The organism is Streptomyces sp. NPDC001604 (assembly GCF_042893475.1).
Lineage (GTDB): Bacteria > Actinomycetota > Actinomycetes > Streptomycetales > Streptomycetaceae > Streptomyces.
On the sequence record NZ_JBIAUY010000006.1, the window covers coordinates 382,017 to 405,995 of the forward strand.

The 23,979-nt window shown below is 71.6% G+C and carries 25 protein-coding genes and 1 pseudogene; 15 read left to right on the plus strand and 11 right to left on the minus strand.

The genetic code is table 11. The features are described from left to right. The first annotated feature begins 40 nt into the window (after positions 1 to 40). On the plus strand, positions 41 to 256 hold the full coding sequence (locus ACFY1E_RS20135; RefSeq protein ID WP_389077616.1) for a hypothetical protein: 216 nt from the start codon (positions 41 to 43) through the stop codon (positions 254 to 256). A gap of 19 nt (positions 257 to 275) precedes the next feature. Here the strand turns inward: ACFY1E_RS20135 and ACFY1E_RS20140 are convergent, their stop codons facing one another. After that, positions 276 to 563: a DUF5955 family protein gene (locus ACFY1E_RS20140; RefSeq protein WP_389077619.1), complete on the minus strand. Its 288-nt coding sequence runs from the start codon at positions 561 to 563 to the stop codon at positions 276 to 278. A gap of 215 nt (positions 564 to 778) precedes the next feature. Here ACFY1E_RS20140 and ACFY1E_RS20145 point away from each other — a divergent pair, with 215 nt between their 5' ends. Together ACFY1E_RS20145 and aceB are read left to right on the plus strand one after the other, a co-directional pair. Continuing rightward, positions 779 to 1,378: an NTP transferase domain-containing protein gene (locus tag ACFY1E_RS20145; protein WP_389077621.1), complete on the plus strand. Its 600-nt coding sequence runs from the start codon at positions 779 to 781 to the stop codon at positions 1,376 to 1,378. 202 nt (positions 1,379 to 1,580) lie between these two features. Further along, a complete protein-coding gene (gene aceB / locus ACFY1E_RS20150; RefSeq protein WP_389077624.1) occupies positions 1,581 to 3,206 on the plus strand; it encodes a malate synthase A in 1,626 nt (541 codons plus the stop codon). A gap of 12 nt (positions 3,207 to 3,218) precedes the next feature. Here aceB and ACFY1E_RS20155 read toward each other — a convergent pair whose 3' ends face one another. Together ACFY1E_RS20155 and ACFY1E_RS20160 are read right to left on the minus strand one after the other, a co-directional pair. Then, entirely contained in the window at positions 3,219 to 3,509 is a 291-nt protein-coding gene (locus ACFY1E_RS20155; protein WP_389077626.1) for a SelT/SelW/SelH family protein, read from the minus strand. After that, complete coding sequence (locus tag ACFY1E_RS20160; protein WP_389077844.1) at positions 3,506 to 4,420, minus strand: HipA family kinase; 915 nt, start codon at positions 4,418 to 4,420, stop codon at positions 3,506 to 3,508. Before ACFY1E_RS20160 ends, ACFY1E_RS20155 begins: the two co-directional genes overlap by 4 nt. Positions 4,421 to 4,554: 134 nt before the next feature. On the opposite strand from ACFY1E_RS20160, the gene ACFY1E_RS20165 reads away from it, so the two are divergent. After that, positions 4,555 to 5,127 (plus strand): YbhB/YbcL family Raf kinase inhibitor-like protein, encoded by a 573-nt coding sequence (locus ACFY1E_RS20165; protein ID WP_389077628.1) that lies wholly within the window; start codon positions 4,555 to 4,557, stop codon positions 5,125 to 5,127. Here ACFY1E_RS20165 and ACFY1E_RS20170 read toward each other — a convergent pair. Then, positions 5,112 to 6,782 carry an IucA/IucC family protein gene (locus ACFY1E_RS20170; RefSeq protein ID WP_389077847.1) on the minus strand — a complete coding sequence of 557 codons (1,671 nt, stop codon included), beginning with the start codon at positions 6,780 to 6,782 and terminating at the stop codon, positions 5,112 to 5,114. The two genes, ACFY1E_RS20165 and ACFY1E_RS20170, sit on opposite strands and share 16 nt — an antisense overlap. A 93-nt stretch (positions 6,783 to 6,875) precedes the next feature. On the opposite strand from ACFY1E_RS20170, the gene ACFY1E_RS20175 reads away from it, so the two are divergent. From ACFY1E_RS20175 to ACFY1E_RS20185, 3 genes are read left to right on the plus strand one after another with little or no spacing between them, the layout of a single operon-like run. Beyond that, positions 6,876 to 8,390 (plus strand): IucA/IucC family protein, encoded by a 1,515-nt coding sequence (locus ACFY1E_RS20175; RefSeq protein ID WP_389077630.1) that lies wholly within the window; start codon positions 6,876 to 6,878, stop codon positions 8,388 to 8,390. 44 nt (positions 8,391 to 8,434) lie between these two features. Beyond that, positions 8,435 to 9,706, plus strand: coding sequence for a VWA domain-containing protein (locus ACFY1E_RS20180; RefSeq protein WP_389077633.1), 1,272 nt, complete (start codon positions 8,435 to 8,437; stop codon positions 9,704 to 9,706). Next, positions 9,706 to 10,515 carry a hypothetical protein gene (locus tag ACFY1E_RS20185; RefSeq protein WP_389077635.1) on the plus strand — a complete coding sequence of 270 codons (810 nt, stop codon included), beginning with the start codon at positions 9,706 to 9,708 and terminating at the stop codon, positions 10,513 to 10,515. The genes ACFY1E_RS20180 and ACFY1E_RS20185 overlap by 1 nt, the downstream gene beginning before the upstream one ends. Before the next feature lie 567 nt (positions 10,516 to 11,082). On the opposite strand, the gene ACFY1E_RS20190 is transcribed toward ACFY1E_RS20185, so the two are convergent. Further along, positions 11,083 to 11,709, minus strand: a complete 627-nt coding sequence (locus tag ACFY1E_RS20190; protein WP_389077638.1) for a winged helix-turn-helix transcriptional regulator — start codon at positions 11,707 to 11,709, stop codon at positions 11,083 to 11,085. 87 nt (positions 11,710 to 11,796) lie between these two features. Here ACFY1E_RS20190 and ACFY1E_RS20195 point away from each other — a divergent pair, with 87 nt between their 5' ends. The 6 genes and pseudogenes from ACFY1E_RS20195 to ACFY1E_RS20220 all read left to right on the plus strand — a co-directional run bounded on the left by ACFY1E_RS20195 (position 11,797) and on the right by ACFY1E_RS20220 (position 16,471). After that, positions 11,797 to 13,005, plus strand: coding sequence for a pyridoxal phosphate-dependent aminotransferase (locus tag ACFY1E_RS20195; RefSeq protein ID WP_389077640.1), 1,209 nt, complete (start codon positions 11,797 to 11,799; stop codon positions 13,003 to 13,005). A gap of 68 nt (positions 13,006 to 13,073) precedes the next feature. Then, the gene (locus tag ACFY1E_RS20200) at positions 13,074 to 14,231 is read left to right on the plus strand and encodes a serine hydrolase domain-containing protein (protein ID WP_389077643.1); all 1,158 of its coding nucleotides are present in this window, start codon (positions 13,074 to 13,076) and stop codon (positions 14,229 to 14,231) included. 62 nt (positions 14,232 to 14,293) lie between these two features. Continuing rightward, positions 14,294 to 14,893 carry a histidine phosphatase family protein gene (locus tag ACFY1E_RS20205; RefSeq protein WP_389077645.1) on the plus strand — a complete coding sequence of 200 codons (600 nt, stop codon included), beginning with the start codon at positions 14,294 to 14,296 and terminating at the stop codon, positions 14,891 to 14,893. A 240-nt stretch (positions 14,894 to 15,133) separates the two neighbouring features. Beyond that, a pseudogene (locus ACFY1E_RS20210) lies at positions 15,134 to 15,247 on the plus strand (histidine phosphatase family protein); the annotation flags it as partial. Between the two features lie 91 nt (positions 15,248 to 15,338). Next, positions 15,339 to 15,971, plus strand: a complete 633-nt coding sequence (locus tag ACFY1E_RS20215) for a hypothetical protein (RefSeq protein ID WP_389077648.1) — start codon at positions 15,339 to 15,341, stop codon at positions 15,969 to 15,971. Positions 15,972 to 16,048: 77 nt separating this feature from the next. After that, the gene (locus ACFY1E_RS20220; protein ID WP_389077650.1) at positions 16,049 to 16,471 is read left to right on the plus strand and encodes an acyl-CoA thioesterase; all 423 of its coding nucleotides are present in this window, start codon (positions 16,049 to 16,051) and stop codon (positions 16,469 to 16,471) included. 27 nt (positions 16,472 to 16,498) lie between these two features. Here ACFY1E_RS20220 and ACFY1E_RS20225 read toward each other — a convergent pair whose 3' ends face one another. Next, positions 16,499 to 17,353, minus strand: coding sequence for an NAD(P)H-binding protein (locus ACFY1E_RS20225; RefSeq protein WP_389077653.1), 855 nt, complete (start codon positions 17,351 to 17,353; stop codon positions 16,499 to 16,501). Positions 17,354 to 17,449: 96 nt separating this feature from the next. On the opposite strand from ACFY1E_RS20225, the gene ACFY1E_RS20230 reads away from it, so the two are divergent. Then, positions 17,450 to 18,247, plus strand: a complete 798-nt coding sequence (locus ACFY1E_RS20230) for a helix-turn-helix domain-containing protein (RefSeq protein ID WP_389077654.1) — start codon at positions 17,450 to 17,452, stop codon at positions 18,245 to 18,247. A 54-nt stretch (positions 18,248 to 18,301) separates the two neighbouring features. After that, on the plus strand, positions 18,302 to 18,916 hold the full coding sequence (locus tag ACFY1E_RS20235; RefSeq protein WP_389077656.1) for an exonuclease: 615 nt from the start codon (positions 18,302 to 18,304) through the stop codon (positions 18,914 to 18,916). On the opposite strand, the gene ACFY1E_RS20240 is transcribed toward ACFY1E_RS20235, so the two are convergent. The 5 genes from ACFY1E_RS20240 to uraH all read right to left on the minus strand — a co-directional run bounded on the left by ACFY1E_RS20240 (position 18,870) and on the right by uraH (position 23,976). Further along, positions 18,870 to 19,490, minus strand: coding sequence for a TMEM175 family protein (locus ACFY1E_RS20240; RefSeq protein WP_389077657.1), 621 nt, complete (start codon positions 19,488 to 19,490; stop codon positions 18,870 to 18,872). The genes ACFY1E_RS20235 and ACFY1E_RS20240 overlap by 47 nt on opposite strands. A 64-nt stretch (positions 19,491 to 19,554) precedes the next feature. Then, on the minus strand, positions 19,555 to 20,919 hold the full coding sequence (locus ACFY1E_RS20245; RefSeq protein WP_389077659.1) for a nucleobase:cation symporter-2 family protein: 1,365 nt from the start codon (positions 20,917 to 20,919) through the stop codon (positions 19,555 to 19,557). A 217-nt stretch (positions 20,920 to 21,136) separates the two neighbouring features. Next, positions 21,137 to 22,516, minus strand: coding sequence for an 8-oxoguanine deaminase (locus ACFY1E_RS20250; RefSeq protein ID WP_389077662.1), 1,380 nt, complete (start codon positions 22,514 to 22,516; stop codon positions 21,137 to 21,139). Between the two features lie 139 nt (positions 22,517 to 22,655). Further along, positions 22,656 to 23,579 carry a factor-independent urate hydroxylase gene (gene pucL / locus ACFY1E_RS20255; protein ID WP_099932192.1) on the minus strand — a complete coding sequence of 308 codons (924 nt, stop codon included), beginning with the start codon at positions 23,577 to 23,579 and terminating at the stop codon, positions 22,656 to 22,658. Positions 23,580 to 23,583: 4 nt separating this feature from the next. Then, entirely contained in the window at positions 23,584 to 23,976 is a 393-nt protein-coding gene (uraH, locus tag ACFY1E_RS20260) for a hydroxyisourate hydrolase (protein ID WP_389077665.1), read from the minus strand. Positions 23,977 to 23,979: the final 3 nt, after the last annotated feature.

Sequence of the window (23,979 nt, forward strand, 5' to 3'; positions counted from 1 at the left end):
CGGGCCGGTGGGGCTGGTCGCGCCCACGCGGCGGAGCCGCATGTCGAAACAGCCCCGCGCCCCTACGGGGTGCGGTACCGCACCGAACCCCGCCGAGGCCGCCCAGACCCACCGCCCCGAGCGGAGACCTGAGGAACCTGTCGCGCCCTCCGGCGCGCAGCAGGACTCCGACGCCCCCAGGAAGCGCCTGGACACCGTCTGCACCCTGTACGAGGGCCTGCAGAGCAGCGGCTACGAACTGGTCGTCGAGATCTGAGCGGGCCCTGAAAGGCGGCTCAGCGGCGCGGTGGTTCCCCGAACAGGTCCACCGCGTTGCGTACCTCCGACAAGCCCCTGGCCAGCGCGCTCACGGACCCGATCGCGCCGGCGATCAGCAGCAGCGAGCGGCGCAGGCGGGGGATTTCGGGGGCGCCGTCGAACGTCATCGCGGCGAGGGCGGCGAGTTCGTCCTCGGCTATGCCGCGGTCGGGGAACTCGGCGGGGTGCGCGGCGAGTTCGCGGCGCAGCCGGGACACCGCGGTCCGCAGTTCCGCCACCCTCGGGTCCTCGTCGCTGCCGGTCACTGGCCTCTGCCCCAAGCTCCGCAACACAGCTCTCCCCCTCGCACGCCCTCGTGCGCAGTTCCTTCTTGCTCCCGTGGTGCAGCCCCGTGGCGGTGGTCGGGCGCCGGGGGACGCGGGTCAGTAAACGCCACCCGATGCCCCGTGCGCCACTGCGCGGACCGAAATTCAGCCCCCGGAAACCGGGCGCTCGCCCTGGCGTCAGGTATGCAGGACGCATGACGGAGAACGAACAGCAGGTGGCCGGGCTGGTCCTGGCCGCCGGCGGCGGCCGGCGCCTCGGCGGGCACCCCAAGGCGCTGCTTCAGCACCGTGGACGGCCGCTGGTCGAGCACGCGGTCGGCGTGCTGCGCGCGGCCGGCTGCACCCGCGTCCACGTGGTCCTGGGGGCGCGGGCCGACGCCGTACGGGAGCGGGCCGAGCTGGAGGGGTGCGTGCTCGTGGAGAACCCGGAGTGGGAAGAGGGCATGGGCACCTCACTGCGGGCCGGACTGGACTCGCTCGCCGGGACGGGGGCACGGGCGGCGCTGGTCTCGCTCGTCGACCAGCCCGGGATCGGCCCGGAGGCGGCAGGGCGGGTGCTGGCCGCGTTCCGGGACGAGACGTCCCTCGTCTCGGCCTCCTACGACGGCGTACGCGGCCATCCCGTCCTCTTCGGCAGCGCGCACTGGGCGGGCATCGCCGAGACCGCGACCGGGGACCGCGGGGCCCGCGCCTATCTCAAGGCGCACGAGTCGGCGGTCACGCTCGTCGAGTGCGGGGACGTGGCACGGCCGTACGACATCGACACGGAAGCCGATCTGGGCCACCTTGAGTGAAGGTTGAACTTTGAGTGACCGGGGTGGCACCGAGCGCCACCTTCCCTCGACCCGGAGAATCTCGATATCAACAAACCATTGAACTTCCACAATGAGGAAACTAGTATCCACTGTTCAGAAGCGCCCTCCCGCTCCAAGGGCGCCGCTCGCCGTACCCGGTTCGACTGGCACCCGGTGCCACCGCTGAAGGAAGTGACAGCTCATGTCCGCACCAGCGCCGTCCCCGCTGGCCATCGTCGACGCCGAGCCGCTGCCGCGGCAGGAGGAGGTCCTCACGGAGGCGGCCCTGGCCTTCGTGGCCGAGCTGCACCGGCGGTTCACGCCCCGGCGTGACGAACTCCTCGCCCGCCGCGCGGAGCGCCGCGCCGAGATCGCCCGCACCTCCACGCTCGACTTCCTGCCGGAGACGGCCGCGATCCGCGCGGACGACTCCTGGAAGGTCGCCCCCTCCCCCGCCGCCCTGAACGACCGCCGGGTGGAGATCACCGGCCCCACCGACCGCAAGATGACCATCAACGCCCTCAACTCGGGCGCCAGGGTCTGGCTCGCGGACTTCGAGGACGCCTCCGCGCCGACCTGGGAGAACGTGATCCTCGGCCAGGTCAACCTGGCTGACGCGTACACCCGCAACATCGACTTCACCGACCCGGCGAGCGGCAAGTCGTACGCCCTGCGCCCGAACGAGGAGCTGGCGACGGTCGTCATGCGCCCGCGCGGCTGGCATCTGAACGAGCGCCACCTCGTCGACGCCGACGGCACCCCCGTCCCGGGCGCCTTCGTCGACTTCGGCCTGTACTTCTTCCACAACGCCCAGCGCCTGCTCGACCTCGGCAAGGGCCCGTACTTCTACCTCCCGAAGACCGAGTCGCACCTCGAGGCGCGCCTCTGGAACGACGTGTTCGTCTTTGCGCAGGACTACGTCGGCATCCCGCAGGGCACCATCCGCGCCACCGTCCTGATCGAGACGATCACGGCGGCGTACGAGATGGAGGAGATCCTCTACGAACTCCGCGACCACGCCTCGGGGTTGAACGCGGGCCGCTGGGACTACCTGTTCTCCATCGTCAAGAACTTCCGGGACGGCGGAGCCAAGTTCGTCCTGCCGGACCGCAACGCGGTCACGATGACGGCGCCGTTCATGCGGGCGTACACCGAACTCCTCGTCCGCACCTGCCACAAGCGCGGCGCGCACGCGATCGGCGGCATGGCGGCGTTCATCCCCTCCCGCCGGGACGCCGAGGTCAACAAGGTCGCCTTCGAGAAGGTCCGCGCCGACAAGGACCGTGAGGCGAACGACGGCTTCGACGGCTCCTGGGTCGCGCACCCGGACCTGGTGCCGATCGCCATGGAGTCCTTCGACAAGGTCCTCGGCGACAAGCCCAACCAGAAGGACCGGCTGCGCGAGGACGTCCACGTCGAGGCGGCCGACCTGATCGCCGTCGACTCCCTGGACGCGAAGCCGACGTACAACGGCCTGGTCAACGCCGTTCAGGTCGGCATCCGTTACATCGAGGCCTGGCTGCGCGGGCTCGGCGCGGTCGCCATCTTCAACCTCATGGAGGACGCGGCCACCGCCGAGATCTCCCGCTCGCAGATCTGGCAGTGGATCAACGCGGGCGTCGAGTTCGAGAACGGCGAGAAGGCCACCCCGGAACTGGCCCGCAAGGTCGCCGCCGAGGAGCTCTCCAACATCCGCCAGGAGATCGGTGAGGAGGCCTTCGCGGCCGGTCACTGGCAGCAGGCCCACGACCTGCTGCTGCAGGTCTCCCTCGACGAGAACTATGCGGACTTCCTCACGCTGCCCGCGTACGAGCAGCTCAAGGGCTGACCTACTGCCGAGCTAGTCCTGCGACGCCTTGTCCGAGTGGCCCAGGGACCTTCCCGGGGCCACTCGGTCGCGTACGGCCTGCTTCACGGCCGTCGGCTCCGGGAAGCCCTGTTCGCGGCGGTCCCAGACCACCTCGTCGTCGACCCGGACGACGAAGACGCCGCCGGTGCCGGGCTTGAGCGACAGCTCGGTCAGCTCCGCCTCGAAGGTGGTGAGCAGCTCCTGTGCCAGCCAGGCCGCGCGGGGCAGCCAGCGGCACTGGGTGCAGTACTCGATCTGGACGACAGGGTTCACGGGGCTCATCCGAGGTGCACCGACCAATCCTGTTCCGCCGCCGGTTTGCCGTGCAGGTCGGGGACCCGCTTCAGCCAGTTCGGGCGGCCTTGCTGGGTACGCGCCGTCCGGAGGGCCTCCTCGGCGGCGAGTTCCTCCCGGGTGGGGAAGTCGGTGGGGAGCCAGTCGGCGGAGGCCTGCACGCGCGCGTGGAGGTAGTCCACGTACGCGGCCCGGATGTCGTCGGGGGTCGCGAAGCCCTCCTCTCCGGCCAGCCAGGCGTCGGGGACCTCGGCGGCGATGTCCCGCAGCAGCTCCCGCGTCACCTTCGGTGCCAGCTCCGCGTCGGCCGCCCGTACGTCGGGGGCATAGTGGCCGAGGGCGTGATGCCGGAAGTCGTACGCCTTGGTGGGGTCCGAACCGTCCCAGCGGTGGTGGAAGACGAGGGCCGCCCCGTGGTCGATCAGCCACAGTCGCGGGGGCGCGATGCCGAGCGTCGGCCAGACCATCAGGTTCGAGCTGTGGACCGTGCGGTCCACGTTCACGGTCAGCGCGTCGAGCCAGACGATCCGGCCCGCCTCCAGCGCATCGACCGGGAACGACTTCGCGACCTCCGGGGTGAAGTCCCGCGCGCCCGGCAGGTAGTCCATGCCGAGGTTGATCCCCGCGCTGGCGCTGTGGAGTTCCCGCACCTCCTGGTGGGGCTCGCCGTCGGCGATCGCCGGGTCGAAGTGCACCAGCACCAGCTCGGGAAAGCGCAGCCCGAGCGCCCGGGCCAGCTCGCCGACGATCACCTCCGCGACCAGCGCCTTGCGGCCCTGCGCGGACCCCGTGAACTTCACCACGTACGTCCCCAGGTCGTCGGCCTCGACGACTCCGGGGACGGAGCCGCCGGACCGCAGAGGGGCGACGTAGCGGGTCGCGGTGACCTCTCTCATCATCTTCAAAGCCCCCGCGTCTCGTTTGCCTCAGGCTACGCCACCACGGTTTTCCCCGCCCGCAGTCCGAAATGTTCCTGTGCGAACCGTCGCGGTCCCCGTGTATAAGGATCGAAATCCACCACGAGGAGCAACTCATGGCTGTGCTGGGCAAGTTGCTGAAGAACAAGCGGGCCGGGGACGAGGGCCTCGCCTGGAACGCGCCGAACCTGGCCGGCGAGAACACGCTGGAGCTGAGCAGTCCCGACTTCGCGCACGGGGCGACGATCCCGACCCTGCACGCCGGGAAGCGCCTCGGTGGAAAGGATCTCTCCCCGGCCCTGACCTGGAGCCCGGCGCCCGCCGGAACGGTCCAGTTGCTGCTGGTCATCGAGGACCCCGACGCACCCACGGCGTACCCGTACAACCACGGCGTCGCCCTGCTCGACCCGTCCCTGACCGCTCTCCCCCAGGGCGGCCTCGACGCCGGGACCCCCGCGGACGGAGTACGGCTGCTGAGTTCGGGCTCCCGCCGCGGCTACCTCGGACCGGCGCCGATCAAGGGCCACGGACCGCACCGCTACGTCTTCCAGCTGTTCGCCCTGGGCCGACCGCTGACCCTCGGAAAGAGCGTCTGCGTGCCGGACACCGCCAAGCCGCGGGCCGTGCTCGCCGCCGCGAAGGAGGTGCTCGCGCGCGGCCGCCTCGACGGCTTCTACGAGCGCGTCTGACCTGCGGCCAGCGGGTTCGGCAGCGGCAGATAGCGGGCGTCCGCTCCGTCCGCGCCGGTCCAGCGCAGGAGCAGGTTCGTCTTGCCGGGGAGGGTCGGGGAGGTGAGCAGGGCGGCCGTCTCGGGGAGGTCGTGGCGGACGAGTTCGCGGCGGGCGGCGGGCCAGGGGTCGAGGCCAGGATGGCGTTCGGCCAGGGTGGCGGCGATCTCGGTGAGGTGGTTGACGACCAGGCAGTAGACAAGCCGTTCCCAGCCGGCCGCGCGCGACACCTCCGGCAGCAGCTTCACGCCCTCGGCGTCACGGAACAGCGCCTGCACCGGGGTGCCGTCCGTGTCGACGGCGACCAGCGTGTTCTGCAGATGGGCCTCGAGTACGACGCCGTGGTCGGCGAAGGCGGTCAGGGCCGGGGGTACGACGGCCCTCAGGTACGCCTCCCACCAGGCCTCCGGGTCGCCGGCCCCGTCGAGCGGGCTGCCCCCGAAGCCCTCCACCAGGCCCGCGGCGAGCAGCGGGGTCGCGCCGGGCAGCACGTGGCCGTCCAGCCCGTCGCGAACCAGGACGGCGAGCTCCTCGAAGGCGAAGTCGGCGGTGCGGTAGCCGCGGTCGCCGAGCCAGGCCGCCGGGCCCTCCATGGCGGCGAAGGCGGCGGCCGCCGCCTTGTCCGTGCGGCCGAGTTTCAGCAGGTCGTGGCGCCACAGCCGGCGGATGTCGTTGGTGATGCGGACGTCGAGGCTGAACTTCAGGAAGAGGTCGTGCTCGGGGGCGTAGAGGGTGCGGATCGCGGCCGTGGGCCAGGCCTCGAAGGCGGTCGTGCCCAGCCGGATCAGGCGGCCGTCGGCGAAGGCGGCCGCGAGGTCCACGAGATCCAGCTGCCAGGGGTGGGCGGGCAGCAGCCGGTAGCCGGGCGGGGCCTCGCCGAGGGCGTCCAGCGCCGAGGTGTCGCCCTCCTTGACGACCAGGTCCTCGCGCACGCCGAGCAGCACCAGCGGAAAGCGGGCGTGGGCCTCGGGGGCGTACGGCAGCCAGCCGGCGACCGGGCCGCCGCCGCGTGCCTTGGGGGCCGGATGGTAGGGGTGTCCGGTGATCAGGGACTGCTCGGAGCGCTGGTACGGATCCTCGGGCGCCGTCGCCCTGGCGCGGGCGGCCAGCAGTGCGGCCACGGCGTCCCGGCTGTCGATCATCTCGGCGGGGAGTTCATGGTTGGACAGGCCCGTGTGGCGGCGCAGCTCCTCGGCGACGAGCTTGACGAGTTCGGTGTGGCCGATGGGGTGCCAGTGGCCGCCTGCATGGACCTCGGGGCAGGCCGGCCGGCGTTCGCCGCGCACCCGGAGGAGGCGGCCGGTGCCGGGCAGCCGGTACGTGCGGAAGGGGCGAGCATCCGTCCCCGACGGCGCGGGCTTGCCGTGCGCGCCGGAATCCGGGGCGGAAGGCCCGGACGTCCCCCGAGCGCCGGAGTCCGTGCCCTCCAGCCCGGGCGCGCCCGGGGCGCCGCGGTCGAGACCGAGTGCCCTGGGCTCGGCACACGCGTCAGGGTGCTCCGCCGGCTCCGCCACCTCGCGCAGCAGGCAGTTCAGGAGCGGTGCGGCCGCGTATGCGTCGGCACGGCCGGCGGGGTCGTCACCGGTGTGCGGGGGGATGAGATCCACGCGATCCACTCGTTCCCTGAGGTCCGTTCGGGCGGAGACGATCAGTATGTATGCCGTCACCTCCCGTCCGTGACGCCCTACTCGTACCCGAGGAGCCCGCCCGTGCACCGTCCCCACCCCGCGGAGGCCGAGGTCGCCGACGAGCTGGCCGCCGTACGCCCCGCGCTTCTGTCACGGTACGCGGCCGAGCTGCCGGGCGCCCGGGCGGCCGTGCTGACGCGGCTGTGGCGGGCGCTCGCCCATGAGCCGCTGCCGTGGATCACCGCCCGGCACCCGGACCGGGAGGGCCTCACCGTGCGCCTTCGCGACGGGCGGCGGCTGCACGGGCCGGCCGCGGATCCGTACGCCACCGCCGCCTACGTCACCGCCGTACACCTCGACGGCGTGGCGTACGACCATCCGGCGCGGCTGATGACCGACCTCGCGGTGCCGCACTGCGTCGACTTCGCGTTCGAACTCGGGCACAGCGTGGCCTCTTTGGCGCTGTCCCGGGCCGGTCAGGAGCGCCACCCGGACGAGTGGCCCGCGCAGGACTGGGAGTGGGAGCAGCGGGTGGTGGACGGGCATCCCTTCCATCCGGGCTGCCGTTCCCGGCCCGGTTTCTCGGTGGCCGAGCAGCTGGCCTACGGGCCCGAGCACCGGCCGCGGGTCGAGCTGGGGATGCTGCCGGTCCGGGCGGACGAGTGCCTGGTGACGGGGGTGTGGCCGGACGACATGCGGGACGGGGAACGGCTGTTGCTGCCGGTGCACCCGTGGCAGGCGGCGCATGTGCTGAAGCGGACCTGTGAGGAGAAGCTCACCGCACACCCGCTGATGTCCCTGCGCACGCTCGCGGTGCCCGGCGGGCCGCATGTCAAGACCGCGCTGAGCGCCCGGCTGACGTCCTCGGTGCGGGACATCTCGCGCTACTCGATCGCGCTGTCGGCGACGTTGTCGGCGTTCGCGGAGTCACTGGCGGCGCGCGCCGACGGCCTGCTGCACGTCACACGCACCTGGGGAGCGGCCACGGCCGAGTCCGCGGACCTCGCCGCGGTGGTGCGGGAGTCGCCGCAGACGTACGCCTCGACGGCCCGTGGCGAGCGGGTCGTGCCGGTGGCCGCGCTCGCCACCACCGCGCTGCCCGAATCCCCCGCCTGGCTCGCCGACTTCACCTGCCTCACCCTCACCGTCGGCCTGCGCCTGCTGGAACTGGGAGTGGCTCTTGAGGCGCATGGCCAGAACCTTCTGGTCGTCCTCTCGGCGACGGGTGCCCCGCTGCGGCTGGTCTACCGCGATCTCGCCGACATCCGCGTCAGCCCGGCGCGGCTGGCCCGGCACGGCATCCCGGTCCCCGATCTTCTGTCCGGACGGCTCGTCACGGACGATGTGACGACACTGCGGCGCAAGCTGTTCGGGTCGCTGGTGGCGGGCGCCCTCGCCGGTACGGCGGGTTCGGCGCCGGCCCTCGGGGCGGCCCTGGAGACGGCCGTACGGGAGCTGCCGCGCACCCCCGACCTGGCCGCGCTGCTCGAAGAGCCGCTGCCCACGAAGGCGCTGACGCTGATGCGGATGTCGCCCGGGACGCCCGGCGACCAGTGGGCCGCTCTGCCCAATCCCCTGCGTCCACCGGCCCGCTGACGCTCGTTTTGGAGCCCGGCACATCTGATCAATAAGATCCGCCGATGATCAGAAGACAACGGCTGGCGGCAGGAGTGTGTGCCCTGCTCGCCGCCCTGGCGGCGGGGATGGCGTTCCCGGCCGCGGCGAACGCCGGCGAACCCACGGGCGAGCCGACCGCGAAGGTCGATCTCGTCCTCGACGTCAGCGGTTCCATGCGGACCCGGGACATCGACGGCGGGACCCGGATGGCCGCGGCGAAGCAGGCGTTCAACGAGGTGCTCGACGCGACGCCCGAGGAGGTGCAGCTCGGCATCCGCACGCTCGGCGCCAACTACCCGGGCAACGACCGGAAGACGGGCTGCAAGGACACCGCGCAGCTCTACCCGGTCAGCACGCTGAACCGCACCGAGGCGAAGACGGCGGTCGCGACCCTCTCGCCCACCGGCTGGACCCCGATCGGCCCCGCCCTCCTCAAAGCGGCCGACGACCTCCAGGGCGGCGACGGCTCCAAGCGGATCGTGCTGATCACCGACGGCGAGGACACCTGCGCCCCGCTCGACCCGTGCGAGGTGGCCCGCGAGATCGCCGCCAAGGGCATCGGGATGACCATCGACACCCTGGGCCTGGTCCCCGACACCAAGCTGAACAAGCAGCTCAGCTGTATCGCCGAGGCGACCGGCGGCACCTACACCTCGGTCGAGCACACCGGCGAACTCACCGACAAGGTCAACCAGTTGGTGGACCGGGCAGCGAACCCCGTGGTGACTCCGGTCGCCACCGATGGCGCCGCGCAGTGCACGGACGCGCCGACCCTGAAGTCCGGTCTGTACACGGACCGCGAGGAGTTCGGGCAGCAGCGCTGGTACCGCGTGGAGGTCATGGCGGGCCAGGAGCTGCGCGCCTCGGTGAGCGTGGCGGCCGACCGGGCCGTCGGTCCGGACTACGGGGCGCTGCTGCGGGCCGTCACCGTGCACGGCCGCGAGATCGTACGCGGGGAGGCCGCGGGCAACGGTCGTACCGACGTCATCTCCACCGGGCTGCGCTACCCCAAGCCCGAACGGGACGACGACAGCGACAAGCCCACCGCGGAGACGGTCTGCCTCCAGGTCACCAACTCCTTCTCGGCGGCCTCCGGCGTGAAGACCACGCCCGGTCTGCCGCTGGAGCTGACCGTGGACGTGGTGGACGGCCCGTCCCACTCCGGCGACGTGGCCTCCTTCGGCCTCGGCCGCGGGTGGTGGCTGCTCGGCGTACTGGTGCTGGTCGGCTTCCTGGCCGGTCTGATCTGGGGCTGGCTGTCACGCTGGCGGGTCGCGGTCTGGAGGACCAACTGATGCGGATCACACGTGTGTTGAGCGCGGCCCTGCTGACACTGGGCCTGGCGGCCGCTCCTGCGGCGGCCGACTCCTCGCCGTCGCCCAGCGCCTCCGAGGGCAGCTCGGCGCCGACCTCGGCGGGGACCTCCTTCCGTACGGCGACGGAGTTCGAGCAGGGGCAGCAGGCCACGGCGGTCGGCTCCACGGGCGACTACCTGTACTGGTCGTTCCCCGCGGACGCCGGTCAGCGCCCCACCGTCGAGGCGACGGTGAAGCTGCCGGACACGCATGCCGCGCAGACCTGGCAGATCGACGTGTACGACGGACTGCGGCGCCGCCAGGCCTGCCAGTACGGGGCGCAGACGCGCACCGCGCCCCAGGGCGCGGCCAGGATCGACCTGGCCTGCACCCTGCGTACCGTGCGCGCCTGGTCGGAGCCGTGGGCCGATGACCCGCTGCCGGGGACGTACTACATACGGCTGACCGTGGTGAACCTGGCGACGGCCGACCTCGGCCAGCCGATCCGCGCCTCGGTCCGGGTGGGCTCCAAGGACATCGGCGGCTCGGCGGCCGTGGACGGCTCGCTGGCGAAGCCTCTGGTGCCGGGGATCGCGGTGGCCTCCGAGTCCGAGGCGGACGACGGGAGTTCGTCGAAGTCCGCCGTGTTGTCGAGCATCGAGCCCGAGGACGGCTGGGCGTCCGGCTGGTGGTCGGACCGGTGGGTGTGGACCGCGATCGGCGGCGTACTGGCCGCGCTCGCGGGCGTCGGCGGCTACGCGCTGACACGCGGCACGGGACGCCCCTCACGGGTGCCGCCGAACGCCTGACGCTCCCCAGAAGGCCCGCACCCGGCGGGCCTTCTGCCGTCTCACCCCTCGCGCAGCACCTTCGCCACAGCGCCCTCGCCGATGACGGCGACCGCCTCTGCCGGCACCGCGCCCCGCGAATACGCGCTGACGCGCGGGTCGGAACAGCCTCCATGGGTGCCGCGAGCGCCTGACACCCTCACAGAAAGCCCGCGCGCCCACGGCCCTCGCCCTCACACGCCTCGCGCACCACCGTCGCCGTTGCGCCCTCGCAGATGACGGCGACCGCCCCTGCCGCACCACACGCGCTGACGGCGGGTCGGAACAGCCCTCACAGATGCGCCGAGCGCCTGATACCCCCCCCCACAAAGCCCGCCCCCCCCCACGGCCCTTCTGCCCTCTCGCACCCCGCCCAGCGCCTTCGCCACAGCGCCATCGCCACAGCGCCGTCGCCGACGACGGCGACCGCCCCTGTCGGCACCGCCTCGCGAATACGCGCTGACGCGCGGGTCGGAACAGCCCTCACGGGTGCGCTCGGATGCCTGACGTCCCCTCAGAAGGCCCGCGCCCGGCGGCCCTTCTGCCCGCTCACGCCTCGCGCAGCACCTTCGCCAGGGTGCCCTCGCCGATGACGGCGACCCGGCCGTGCCGTACTGCCTCGGTCAGGCTCAGCTCGCCGCGGGCGAGGGCCGCGCCCGTTTCGGCGTCCAGGGTCAGTCGCGCGTCGGGTTCGCCGGGGGCGGGACCGTCGCCGTACAGCGGGCCCTTCTCGGCGCCGACGTAGAGGTGGAAGTTCCCCTCCTCCAGCCGGACCTCGACGAGCCCCTCCCCCTCCAGCGAGCGCAGCAGGGGCAGTGCGAACCAGTGGGCGCGCAGGGCGTCCGTGGGGCGCCGCTCCCCCAGCTCGTCCTGGCCCCACACGCTCAGCGCCTGGAGCACCGGCAGCAGCTCCCGTCCCCTCGGGGTGAGTTCGTAGACGTAGGCCGCGCCGGGCGGTGGCAGCCGGCGGCGCGTGCTGAGCCCGTCCCGCTCCATGTCCTTCAGCCGTGAGGCGAGTACGTCCGTGCTCACACCGGGCAGGTCCGCGTGCAGGTCCGTGTAGCGGCGAGGCCCGGCCAGCAGCTCCCGGACGATCAGCAGGGTCCAGCGGTCGCCGACGAGGTCGAGGGCGCGGGCGGCGGAACAGTACTGGTCGTAGCTTCGGCGTCGTGACATGCGACGCAGTCTAGACATGTTGTTGGACTTTCCAAGCTCGAACTTGGTAAAACCAAGCAACACACGAAAGCGGAGGGGCGAGCGAGCATGGAGTTCCGGCAGTCGAACAAGCTCAGCGAGGTCTGTTACGAGATCCGCGGCCCGGTGATCGAGCACGCCAACGCGCTGGAGGAGGCGGGCCACAGCGTGCTGCGCCTGAACACCGGCAACCCCGCGGTGTTCGGCTTCGAGGCGCCGGAGGAGATCCTCCAGGACATGATCCGGATGCTCCCGCAGGCACACGGCTACACGGACTCGCGCGGCATCCTCTCCGCCCGCCGTGCGGTCGCCCAGCGCTACCAGACCCTGGGCCTGGAGGTCGACGTCGACGACGTCTTCCTCGGCAACGGCGTCTCCGAGCTGGTCTCGATGGCCGTACAGGCGCTGGTCGAGGACGGCGACGAGATCCTCATCCCCGCCCCGGACTTCCCCCTGTGGACGGCGGTGACGACCCTCGCGGGCGGCAAGGCCGTCCACTACCTCTGCGACGAACAGGCCGACTGGTACCCGGACCTGGACGACATGGCCTCGAAGATCACCGACCGCACCAAGGCCGTCGTCATCATCAACCCGAACAACCCCACCGGCGCGGTCTACCCCAAGGAGATCATCGAGGGCATCCTCGACCTCGCCCGCCGCCACGGTCTGATGGTCTTCGCCGACGAGATCTACGACCAGATCCTCTACGACGACGCCGTGCACCACTCGGCCGCCGCGCTCGCCCCCGATCTGGTGGTCCTCACCTTCTGCGGTCTGTCGAAGACGTACCGGGTGGCCGGCTTCCGGTCGGGCTGGCTGGTGGTGACGGGCCCGAAGCAGCACGCGAAGAACTACCTGGAGGGCCTGACGATGCTGGCCTCCATGCGGCTGTGCGCCAACGCGCCCGCCCAGTACGCCATCCAGGCCGCGCTCGGTGGCCGCCAGTCGATCCGCGAGCTGACCGCGCCGGGCGGCCGCCTGCACGAACAGCGCAACGTCGCCTGGGAGAAGCTGAACGAGATCCCGGGTGTGTCCTGCGTGAAGCCCAAGGGCGCGCTGTACGCGTTCCCGCGCATCGACCCCAAGGTGCACAACATCCACGACGACGAGAAGTTCGTCCTGGACCTGCTGCTGCGGGAGAAGATCCAGGTGGTGCAGGGCACCGGCTTCAACTGGCCGACACCGGACCACTTCCGGATCCTGACGCTGCCGTACGCGGACGATCTGGAGGCGGCGATCGGGCGGATCGGGCGGTTCCTGAGCGGGTACCGGCAGTAGCGGGAATGCCGTGCCACGGCCCCCTGTTGGTGGATTCCGTATCCGATCACCGAACAGGGGGCTTTGCTATGTCGCAGGACGTACAGGGAACGGTGTCCGAGGGATTCGAGGGCGTGCGCGAGGAGTTCGCCGCCTTCCTCGCCGGGGAGCGGCACGAGCCCGGCGCGCAGCTCGTGGCGTACCACCACGGGCGGCGGGTGGTGGACCTGTGGGCCGGGGAGGGAATCGACGGGGACTCGCTGACCAGTCTGTTCTCCATCACCAAGGGCGCGGCGCATCTCGTCGTCGCGCTGCTGGTGCAGGACGGCGTGCTGGACCTGGACCGTGAAGTGGCCGCGTACTGGCCCGAGTTCGGGGTGGAGGGCAAGGAGCGGCTCACGCTGCGCGAGCTGCTGGAGCACCGGGCCGGGCTGGTCGGCATCCCCGACGGCGGTTTCAGCACGGAGGAGTTGGCCGACGACCGGCTGATGGCGGCACGCCTCGCCGGGCAGAAGCCGCTGTGGGACCCGGAGAGCGGGTACGGCTACCACGGGCTCGTCATCGGCGCGCTCACCGGCGAGGTGGTCCGCCGGGCCACCGGTAAGTCGATCCAGGAGCTGTACGAGGAGCGCATCCGGGCGCCCTACGGCCTCGACTTCCACCTCGGCCAGCCCGAGGCGCTGGAACCTCGGTGGCGGGAGGTGCAGCCGCTCCTGCCCACACCCGAGGAGGCCGCCGCGCTGGCGGCACGGGCGGCCGCCCCCGGCAGCATCCGGTACATCGCCTTCAACCTGAACGCCCCCGAGCCCACCGACCTGCTCGCCTTCGCGAACGACCGCCGTACGCGGGCCCTCGGCCCGGCGTCCTCGGGCGGTGTCGGCAACGCGCGCGGGGTGGCCGGCATGTACGCGGCCGCGATCAGCACGGTGGACGGCAGGGCGCCGCTGCTCACCCGTGAGACGGCGGCCCTGTTCGGCGGGCTGCGGACACCCGGCCCCGACCTGGTGACCGGCGGCGACGACCACTTCGCGGTGGGCTTCGAGTACCTGGCCGGCCGCTATCCGCTCCTCGGCGAGGACTCCTTCGGGCACAGCGGCGCCACGGGTTCGCTGGCCTTCGCCGACCCGGCGAGCGGAGTGGCCTACGCCTACACACGGCGCCGCTTCGCCTTCCCCTCGGGCGTCGGCGCGTCCCCCGAGAACGGCCGTCTGGCGGATGCCGTACTGCGGGCGGCCTCGGCCTCGTGACACGGTGAGGGGAAGACCTGCACGGCCGTGTCCGGCGGGTCCGAACGGGAAGGGTGCGCGGCATGGGCGACGTGTTTCTCGTGCGGCACGGTGAGACCGAGTGGTCGCGGTCCGGGCGGCACACCGGCTGGACGGACGTGCCGCTGACGGAGCGCGGCCGCGCGGAGGCCCGGCGGCTGGTGCCGCTGATCCGCTCGCACCGGATCGGCGCCGCGTTCGCCAGCCCGCTGCAGCGGGCCCGGGAGACGGCGGAGCTGATCGGGCTGCGGGACGTGCGGGTCGACCCGGATCTGCGGGAATGGGACTACGGCGGCTACGAGGGGATCACCACGGTCGAGATCCAGCGCACCCGGCCGGGCTGGTTCCTGTTCCGGGACGGGGTGGAGCCCGGGCCTCCGGACCACCCCGGGGAGACCCCCGAGCAGGTCGGCGAGCGCGCGGACCGCGTGCTCGCCGAGGTGGACGCCGCACTCGCCGACACCGAGGGCTCTGTGGTCCTGGTGGCGCACGGCCACTTCCTACGGGTGCTGACGGCCCGACGGCTCGGCCTGCCCCCCTCGGGCGGGGCCCTCTTCCAGCTCGCCACGGGGACGGTGTGCCGGCTGGGGACGGAGCACGGGCGGCCGGTGATCGCGGAATGGAACATGCGGCCCGGGGCGTGAGCGCCGGGCACCGGGCGCTGTCAGACCTGCGTCGTAGCCTCTCAGGAGGTGGGAGACGGGGCCCGGCGGCTGCGGCTGCGCCCGTCGGGCACGGCCCTCTTCCAGCTCGCCACGGGGCGGTGTGCCGGCCGGGAACGGAGCACGGGCGGCCGGTGATCACGGGAGGGAACGTGTGGGCCGGGGCTGAGCACCGGGCGCTGTCAGACCCGCGTCGTAGCCTCTCAGGAGGTGGGAGACGGGGCCCGGCGGCTGCGGCTGCGCCCGTCGGGCACGGCCCTCTTCCAGCTCGCCACGGGGACGGTGTGCCGGCTGGGAACGGAGCACGGGCGGCCGGTGATCACGGGAGGGAACGTGTGGGCCGGGGCTGAGCACCGGGCGCTGTCAGACCCGCGTCGTAGCCTCTCAGGAGGTGGGAGAGGGGGCCCGGCGACGGAAGGAGCATGCCGTGACGCGACCGCCGACCGCCGCTCAGCGGCGTGTGATCGATGCCGCCGATCCGGTGACGGGGCGGCTGAGGGGTACGGAGGCGCAGCTGGCGGCGCTGGTGAAGTGGGGGTTCGCCTTCCGGCATCCGCGGCCGCCGCACGACCACTTCCTGACGCCGGCCGGGCATCGAATACGGGAGGCCGGGGAGGCGGAGAGGGCCGCGCCCGAGAGCGAGGCGACCGCCGCCGGCGGTGTGTTCGCCGCGCGCGTCGGCGGTGAGGAGGAGCCGCCGGAGGCCGGTCCGGCCCGCGCGCGTGAGGTGCGCAGCGCCTGGCAGGGCTTGCTGGAGCTGCGGCGGATGACCAATCCGGACGGGGCCGTGGACCGGCCGTGCGGCTGGGAGCGTACGCATCTGGTGCAGGCCGCGGCGCTCGCCCTGGAGGCGGCCGGTCACCGCCCCGCCGGTGCGGACCTGGCCGGATACCGGGTGCGGGCCACCCCGCAGCCGGAGGCCGTCGCCGTGCACGAGCCGGATACGGCGGCGCTGCGGGCCTGCGCGGCCACGCTGGAGTCGGCGGGATGGCAGGTCGGCGAGCACAACGACCCAAGGTCCAGGGCGCGTTATCTGCTGGCGTCACCCCGCCGCGCATAGCGGGGCATGCCAAGATCGGTCGGTCACATCGTCCATCAGTACGAGCTGTACTGCGAGCTGTACGAGGAGAGGGAGCAGTGACCGAACCGTTTTCCGTCCCGGTGACCGTGCGCGGGTACGAGACAGATGTGCTGGGGCACCTCAACCAGGCCGTGTACCTGAACTACGCGGAGCACGCCCGCTGGTCGTTACTGCACGCGGCGGGGGTGACCCAGGCGACCCTGGTGGCCAAGGGCGTGGGCCCGGCGGCCCTGGAGACCACCCTGCGCTTCAGGCGGGAGCTGGTCGCCGGCGACGAGGTCGAGGTGACCTGCGCCTTCGAGTGGGGCGGCGGCAAGACCTTCCACATCGAGCAGACGATACGGAAGGCCGACGGCACGGTGGCGGCGGAGGTCACCGCGGTCGTCGGCCTGATGGACCTGAAGCAGCGACGGCTGGTCCCCAACCCGCGGGAGTTCTTCAAGGAACTGTCCACGGACCCGACGCTGTTCGGGCTGTGACGCCCCGCGCGGCCCACACCCCTTGTCTCAGGCCTCCCCGAACGCCCCCTTGTGGTCCTCGGCCCACTCCCGGTAGGTCCGCGCCCGCCGCCCCAGGACCTGCCGTACGTCCTCGGTGACGACGTCGTTGCCGCCGTCCTCGATGAAGCGGGCGGCGGCCACGAGGCTGTCCGCGTACGTCTCGCCCAGGCCGGCCGCGAGCGCCTGTTCGCGGCGAGCGGCGGGCGAGAGGTCGTGGAGGGGCACGGGACGGCCGAGGACCTCGCCGAGGACTGCGGCCTGCTCGTGGGCGCTGAGGGTCTCGGGACCGGTCAGGGTGTACGTGCGCCCCGCGTGCCCGGGGTCGAGCAGTGCGGCCACCGCGATCTCGGCCACGTCTCGCGGGTCCACGACACCCTGCTTGCCGCCGCCCATCATGTTCGGCGCGGGCGTGCCCTCGCGGATGGCCGCGGCCCAGGCCAGGGTGTTGGAGGCGAAGGAGGAGGGGCGCAGCACCGTCCACTGCAGACCGCTGTCCCGTACGGCCTGCTCGCCGGGCAGATGCCAGGTCGCGAACACGCCCAGGTCGGGGTCGCCGGTGCCGATCGAGGAGAGCTTCACGATGCGCCGTACGCCCGCGGCCCGCGCCGCCTCCACCAGCCCGCGGTCGTGCTCGGCGTCGTCCGGCCCGAACACCCCCACGAGGAAGGCGGCTTCCGCGCCCGTCATCGCGGCCTCGACCGAGGCCCGGTCGCGGTGGTGGCCCGGCGCGGTCTCCACGCCGGACGGCACCCGCGCCCGCGCCGGCTCCCGGGTCAGGGCGCGGACCTTCTCGCCGCGTGCCGCGAGCTGTCGTACGACGTCACTGCCGATGGTGCCCGTGGCACCCGTCACAAGGATCATGTCCACCACGGTGGGCCGCGGGCGGCCCGGAACTCTTGGAAATTCCGGCACGGTTGCGGAGCCCGGGCGGCCACCCGGCGCGCTTACGGTGGAGGGGTGACCAACATCGTGTCCCGAGAGGTCCTGCCCACGCCCGAGGTGCTGCGCCCGTGGATCGCGGGCATCGGATCCGTGACGGTCGGCGACGTGCCGACGGAGCCCTTCGTCCATCTCCCGGAGGCCACCACCAAGGTGGTCGTGCGCACCGGGGAACACGGCATCCGCAGTGCCCTGGTCGTGGGCCCGCGCGCCCGTGCCTCCTACCACCGGGGCAAGCGTCGCGCGTCCTGCGTGGAGCTGCGGCTCGCTCCCGGCACCGTCCGCCCCCTGCTCGGCGTTCCGGCCCTCGATCTCGTCGGCCGTGCGGTGCGGCTGGCTGAACTTCCCGGCCCCTACGCCCGCCAACTGGCCGAGGCCCTGCAAGGGTTGGAGCCCGAGGAGGCGGTGAACCGTCTCGCAGAGGTGCTCCCCGGGCGACTCGCGGCCGCCGCGGACCGTTCCCGCACCGAGCTGGTGCGCGCCGGCGTCGACGCGATGTCGGTCCGCACCGGTCGCACTCCCGCCCCGGTGGGCGACGTGGCGCGCGAACTCGCCGTCAGCGAGCGGCAGTTGCGGAACCTGTTCGCCGAGGGCGTCGGCCTCTCCCCCAAGCACTACGCCCGTATCAACCGGGTGCGCACGGTACTGGACTTCGCCGGCACCTGCTCGTGGGCCGAGCTGGCGGCCGCGATCGGTTACTACGACCAGTCCCACATGACGACCGACTTCCGCACCCTGATGGGCGTACCGCCCCGCTCGTACTTCACCGGCCGCCTGCCGGACGCGACGCCCTGCCAGGCGATCCGCCGGGGCTGAGCGGGGTGGAAACCGGATGCGGGCGACCCCGCCCGCCTGCGATGCTCCACCCTCATGGCCGCACGACGTATCAGACCCAGCCGCTACATCTCCGTCGACATCGAGGCCGACGGTCCCATCCCCGGCCCGTACTCGATGCTGAGCTTCGGCGCGTCGGTCGCGGGGACGCAGGATGCCGACGGGTTCACGGCCGTCGACCCGCAACGGCAGACCTTCTACCGCGAACTGCGCCCGATCAGCGAGGAGTTCGTCCCGGAGGCGCTCGCGGTGAGCGGCCTCGACCGGGAGCGCCTGAAGAGCGAGGGGGCCGAACCCGCCGTCGCGCTGGGCGAGTTCAGCGACTGGGTGCGCGAGGTGAGCGCGGGCGCGCAGCCCGTGATGTGCGGTTACCCGGCGTCCTACGACTGGACGTTCCTGTACTGGTACCTGATCCGCTTCACCGGGGCGAGCCCCTTCGGCCACTCCGGCTGCCTGGACATGAAGACGCTGTACGCGACGAAGGCGGGGCTGCCGCTGCGCGCGGTCGCCAAGGGCAGCATGCCTCGCCATCTGCTGTCCCGGCGGCGGCACACCCACCAGGCCCTGGACGACGCGATCGAGCAGGCCGAGATGCTGGCCAACCTCATGAACTGGACGGGGCCTGACGGGTCGGCACCGGTACCTGGTTGAAGCCGTAGTACAGGGCGAGCAGACCGTGGGCCGCCAGGGTCAGCGGGGCCGAGACGAAGGCGAGGCCCACCGTGACCGGGTAGCCGAGGGAGCCCAGCGCGAAGCGTGCGCGGGTGGCTCTGGCCGCCGGGACGTCGACACGGGAGTCGAAGAGGTGCCCGGTGCGGGTCAGATGCCACCACAGGGCCTGGAAGGTGAGCGCCATCAGGACCATGACCAGACTGTAGACGGCCGCCGCCACATGGGAGGCCGTGTCCTCGCGCAGATACTCCGCGAGCATCGCGGTCGGCCACGGCACCGCGGCCACCACCATCAGCACCAGCAGGTTCAGGAACATCAGCGTGCGGTCGACGTGGGCGACGTAGCTGAACAGCTGGTGGTGGTTGATCCACATGATGCCGATGACCAGGAAGCTCACCACATAGGCCGCGTACGAGGGCCACTGGGCGCCCAGCGCGTGCCACAGGCCTCCGTGTTCGCCGACCTCGGGGACCTTGATCTCCAGGATGAGCAGGGTGATGGCGATGGCGAACACGCCGTCGCTGAAGGCCTCGACGCGGCCGGACTCATTCATGGGAGACAGACTGCCTCATCGCCGGTGCGGGGCACGGCCATTGCCGTGCCCCGCACCTGGAGGATCAGTGGGCGGCGGCGATCTGCTCGCCGGCCTCCATGGGATGGGTGACGTCCTGGTCGTCACGGTTCCTGCCGAGGTGGTTGAAGACCAGGTTCAGCAGGACCGCCGCCACACAGCCCGTGGAGATGCCCGAGTCGAGGACGATCTTCGCGGTCTGCGGGAAGGCGTGATAGAAGTCCGGCGCGGTGATCGGGATCATGCCGACGGCCAGCGACACCGCGACGATCAGCACGTTGTTGTCCTTGTCCAGACCGGCCTTGACGAGAGTCTGGATACCACTGGCCGCGACCGAGCCGAACAGGACCACGCCCGCGCCGCCGAGCACCGGGCGCGGTACGACGGCGATGAGTGAGGCGGCCATCGGGCACAGGCCCATCAGGACCAGGAAGCCGCCGCCGGTGGCGACGACGTAGCGGCTGCGGATCCTCGTCATCGCGACCAGACCGATGTTCTGGGCGAAGGCGCTGCACATGAAGCCGTTGAACAGGGGGCTCAGCGCCGAGCCGAGGGTGTCGGCGCGCAGGCCGGCCGCGATCGTCTTCTCGTCCGCCGGGCGTTCGACGATCTCGCCGAGCGCCAGCATGTCCGCGGTGGACTCGGTCATCGAGACCACCATCACCACGCATGAGAGGATCGCGGCGAGCTGGAACCGGGGCGCCCCGAAGTGGAACGGCGTGGGGAAGCCGATGACGGCCGCGTCCGTGACGGGCCCGAAGTCCGTGACCCCGAAGGGGATCGCGAGCAGGGTGCCGGCGATCAGGCCGAGCAGCACGGCGATCTGTTTGACGAAGCCGCGGGTGAAGCGGCGAAGGACCAGCACGATCAGGAGCGTTGCGGCGGCCAGGCCGAGGTTGGTCGTGGAGCCGTAGTCGTCGGCGGTGGGGTGGGGTCCCTGCGCCCAGCCGAAGGCGACCGGCAGCAGGGACACGCCTATGAGGGTGATGACGGTGCCGGTGACGACCGGTGGGAAGAAGCGGACCGCCTTGCTGAAGAACGGGGCGGCGATGAAGCCGAGCAGGCCCGCGACGATGACCGCGCCGAAGATGATCGGCAGGGCGTCGGACTTGTCCTTGGTGGAGGCGACCACCGCGGTCATCGGGGCGACACCCGCGAAGGTGACGCCGTTGACGAAGGGCAGCCGGGCGCCGATCTTCCAGATGCCGAGGGTCTGCAGGAAGGTGGCGAGGCCCGCGGTGAAGAGGCAGGCGCCGGTGAGGAAGGTGAGTTCGGTGCCGGTCAGGCCGATGGCCGCGCCGACGATCAGGGGCGGGGCGACGACCCCCGCATACATGGCGGCCACGTGTTGCAGGCCCGTGGTGGCCATTTTGAGCGCGGGGAGCTTTTCGTCGACGGGGTGGGCGGTCACGGCGGTTCCTCCGGGTCAGCTAACACGTCGGCTCTGACGTGGGTTTCTTGGAGGTGGTGCGCGGTCGTGCGGGACCGGGGATGCCTGTAAGGAAGTGACGGTGACCGTTCCGGGGCGCGCACGTCCATGCGCGCCCCGGAGACGGCCGCCGTGGAACCACTGGGGTCCACGGCTACCGGTCGAGGGCCGTCCCCCTCGACCGGAGATCTTCGACCGCTCAGGCCCGTGCGGTGATCTGCGCCAGGCGCTGGGCCTCGGCCCGTGTGGAGCGGGCGATGGCGTCCTCGTCGACGTGCAGCAGGCGGCCCGCCTCGACGATCTGCCGGCCGTTGACGAAGGAGGCGGTGACCGGGGCGGCCGCGCCGAAGACCAGCGCGGTGACCGGGTCGGCGATGGAGGCGTGAGCGAGGGTGTCCAGCTTCCACAGCACCAGGTCGGCCAGCTTGCCGGGCTCCAGGGAGCCGATCTCGGCGCTGCGGCCGAGGACCTGCGCGCCGCCGTAGGTGCCGAGGCGCAGCGCCTGGCGGGCGTTCAGGGCGGCCTCGCGGTGGGCGCCGAGGCGGTTGATGAGCAGGGCGTTGCGCAGCTCGGTGTGCAGCTCCCCGGACTCGTTGGACGCCGTGCCGTCGACGCCGAGGCCGACCGGGACGCCGGCCGCCAGCATGTCGGGGACACGGGCGATACCGGCCGCGAGACGGGCGTTGGACGAGGGGCAGTGGGCGACACCGGTCTTGGTACGGGCGAAGGCGGCGATGTCGGAGTCGTTCATGTGGACGCAGTGCGCCATCCACACGTCCTCGCCGAGCCAGCCGGTGGACTCGAAGTAGTCGGTCGGGCCCATGCCGAACAGCTCCTTGCAGAACTGCTCCTCCTCGACGGTCTCCGAGCCGTGGGTGTGCAGGCGCACACCGAGACGGCGGGCCAACTGGGCGCCCTCGCGCAGGAGTTCGGTGGAGACGGAGAAGGGCGAGCAGGGCGCGACGGCCACCTGGGTCATCGCGTCGAAGGAGGCGTCGTGGTGCTCCTTGACGGTGGCCTCGGTCGCGGCGAGGGCGCCTTCGAGGGTCTCGACGGCGAAGTCCGGGGGCAGGCCGCCGTCCTTCTCGCTGCGGTCCATGGAGCCGCGGGCGAGGGTGAAGCGGACGCCCATCTCGCGGGCGGCGCGGATGATGGCGCCGGACAGGTCGCCGGAGTCCTTCGGGAAGACGTAGTGGTGGTCCATGGCCGTGGTCACGCCACCGCGGGCCATCATGCCCAGGGAGCCCTGGGCCGCCGAGTAGCACATCTGCTCGTCGATGCGCGCCCACGTCGGGTACAGCGCGACCAGCCAGTTGAACAGGTTGTGGTCGGTGGCCAGGCCCCGGGTGATCCACTGGTAGAAGTGGTGGTGGGTGTTGACCAGGCCGGGGGTCACCAGGTGACCGGAGGCGTCGATACGGCGTACGACGTTCTCCAGGCCCTCGGGGGCCCTGCCCGCGCCGAGCGCCTCGATGCGGTTGCCGGCGATGACGACGTACCCGTCGGCGTACTCGGTGTCGTCGGCGTCGACCGTGGCGATCGAACAGTTCTCGATGACGATGCGCTGGGCTGCTGCCATGATTCGTCCTTTTCGCTCAGTGGACTTTTGCGGAGAGGGCACGGCAGGACCCTAGGAGTTTTGAGTGCCGTGACCGGGGATGCGGGGAGGCGGGTTCCCCCGGTCACGGGTGCCGAATGTCGAGCTGCCCGGAAGGTGCTCAGAGGTTGGTGAGGTCCACCGGGATCTTCGGCTCGCAGCCGTCCCGCAGGATCGTCGCCTCGATCAGGCCGTAGGGGCGGTCGGCGGCGAAGTACACCTCGTTGTCGTTCTTCAGCCCGAAGGGCTCCAGGTCGACGAGGAAGTGGTGCTTGTTCGGCAGCGAGAAGCGGACCTCGTCGATCTCGCTGCGGTTGTTGATGATCCGCGAACCCATTTGGTACAGGGTCTGCTGCAGGGAGAGCGAGTACGTCTCGGCGAAGGCCTGGAGCATGTGCTTCTTGGTCTGCTCGTAGGACTTCTCCCAGTTGGGCATCCGCTGCTCGTCGTCGGTCCAGTTGAACCGCCAGCGGGCCGACACCGACGTGGCCAGGATGCGGTCGTACGCCTCCTGCAGCGTCGTGTACTTGTCCTTGACGTAGCCCCAGAACTCGGAGTTCGTCGAGTTCATCACCGTCAGGTCCTTGAGCCCGGAGACGACCTCCCACGACGAGCCGTCGTAGGTGATCTGGGTCAGCCGGGTCTCCTGGCCCTTGCGGACGAAGGAGTGCTTGACCTCGTCAGCGCCGATGAACTGGGAGTTGGCGTCGGAGGCGGCGATCCGCTCCCAGGCGTACTCCTCGATACGGATGCGAGCCGTCTTGATCGGCTCCTGGCTGGTCACGAAGTGCCTGGCCAGGTGGATGCCGAACTGCTCGGCCGACTCGATGCCGTGCTCCTTGGCGAACGCGTACACCGTGTTCTTGGTGGTGTCGGTGGGCAGCACGTTGGCGTTGGAGCCGGAGTAGTGGACCTCGTCCATGTCGCCGCTCAGCGCGACGGACACGTTCAGGTCCTTGATGTGGTGGGTGGCGCCGTCCCGCGTGATCTTTACGACTCGGTTCTCGGCCTTGCCGTACTGGTTCTGTCCCAGGATGGTCGGCATCTAGCTAGCTCCCTCGGTAAACGGAGTAGCCGAACGGGTTGAGCAGCAGCGGTACGTGGTAATGCTCCCCGGGCTTGACGGCGAAGGTGATCGCCACCTCGGGGAAGAACACGGCACCGCTGTCCCGATTCGCGGGGGCGTCCTGCTGCGCATCGGCTTGCTTCTTCTCGAAGTACGGTTCGACGGCGAAGTCGAGCCGTACGTGTGTGGTCCCTTCCGGCAGGGCCGGCAGGTCCTTGCACCGTCCGTCCGCGTCGGTCGCGGAACCGCCGAGCGTCTGCCACGCGGCATCCCGCCCCGTGCGGGCGGAGAGCTCGACGGCGACGCCCTCGGCGGGGCGGCCGATGCTGGTGTCCAGGATGTGCGTGGACACGGAGGCGGTGGTGCTGGTGCTCATGGT

Coding starts and splice junctions, on each gene's coding strand:
- ACFY1E_RS20135 (WP_389077616.1), top strand. CDS start 41: ATGTCGAAACAGCCCCGCGCCCCTACGGGGTGCGGTACCGCACCGAAC.
- ACFY1E_RS20145 (WP_389077621.1), top strand. CDS start 779: ATGACGGAGAACGAACAGCAGGTGGCCGGGCTGGTCCTGGCCGCCGGC.
- aceB (WP_389077624.1), top strand. CDS start 1,581: ATGTCCGCACCAGCGCCGTCCCCGCTGGCCATCGTCGACGCCGAGCCG.
- ACFY1E_RS20155 (WP_389077626.1), bottom strand. CDS start 3,509: ATGAGCCCCGTGAACCCTGTCGTCCAGATCGAGTACTGCACCCAGTGC.
- ACFY1E_RS20160 (WP_389077844.1), bottom strand. CDS start 4,420: ATGATGAGAGAGGTCACCGCGACCCGCTACGTCGCCCCTCTGCGGTCC.
- ACFY1E_RS20165 (WP_389077628.1), top strand. CDS start 4,555: ATGGCTGTGCTGGGCAAGTTGCTGAAGAACAAGCGGGCCGGGGACGAG.
- ACFY1E_RS20180 (WP_389077633.1), top strand. CDS start 8,435: ATGATCAGAAGACAACGGCTGGCGGCAGGAGTGTGTGCCCTGCTCGCC.
- ACFY1E_RS20185 (WP_389077635.1), top strand. CDS start 9,706: ATGCGGATCACACGTGTGTTGAGCGCGGCCCTGCTGACACTGGGCCTG.
- ACFY1E_RS20190 (WP_389077638.1), bottom strand. CDS start 11,709: ATGTCACGACGCCGAAGCTACGACCAGTACTGTTCCGCCGCCCGCGCC.
- ACFY1E_RS20195 (WP_389077640.1), top strand. CDS start 11,797: ATGGAGTTCCGGCAGTCGAACAAGCTCAGCGAGGTCTGTTACGAGATC.
- ACFY1E_RS20200 (WP_389077643.1), top strand. CDS start 13,074: ATGTCGCAGGACGTACAGGGAACGGTGTCCGAGGGATTCGAGGGCGTG.
- ACFY1E_RS20205 (WP_389077645.1), top strand. CDS start 14,294: ATGGGCGACGTGTTTCTCGTGCGGCACGGTGAGACCGAGTGGTCGCGG.
- ACFY1E_RS20225 (WP_389077653.1), bottom strand. CDS start 17,353: ATGATCCTTGTGACGGGTGCCACGGGCACCATCGGCAGTGACGTCGTA.
- ACFY1E_RS20235 (WP_389077656.1), top strand. CDS start 18,302: ATGGCCGCACGACGTATCAGACCCAGCCGCTACATCTCCGTCGACATC.
- ACFY1E_RS20240 (WP_389077657.1), bottom strand. CDS start 19,490: ATGAATGAGTCCGGCCGCGTCGAGGCCTTCAGCGACGGCGTGTTCGCC.
- ACFY1E_RS20250 (WP_389077662.1), bottom strand. CDS start 22,516: ATGGCAGCAGCCCAGCGCATCGTCATCGAGAACTGTTCGATCGCCACG.
- pucL (WP_099932192.1), bottom strand. CDS start 23,579: ATGCCGACCATCCTGGGACAGAACCAGTACGGCAAGGCCGAGAACCGA.
- uraH (WP_389077665.1), bottom strand. CDS start 23,976: ATGAGCACCAGCACCACCGCCTCCGTGTCCACGCACATCCTGGACACC.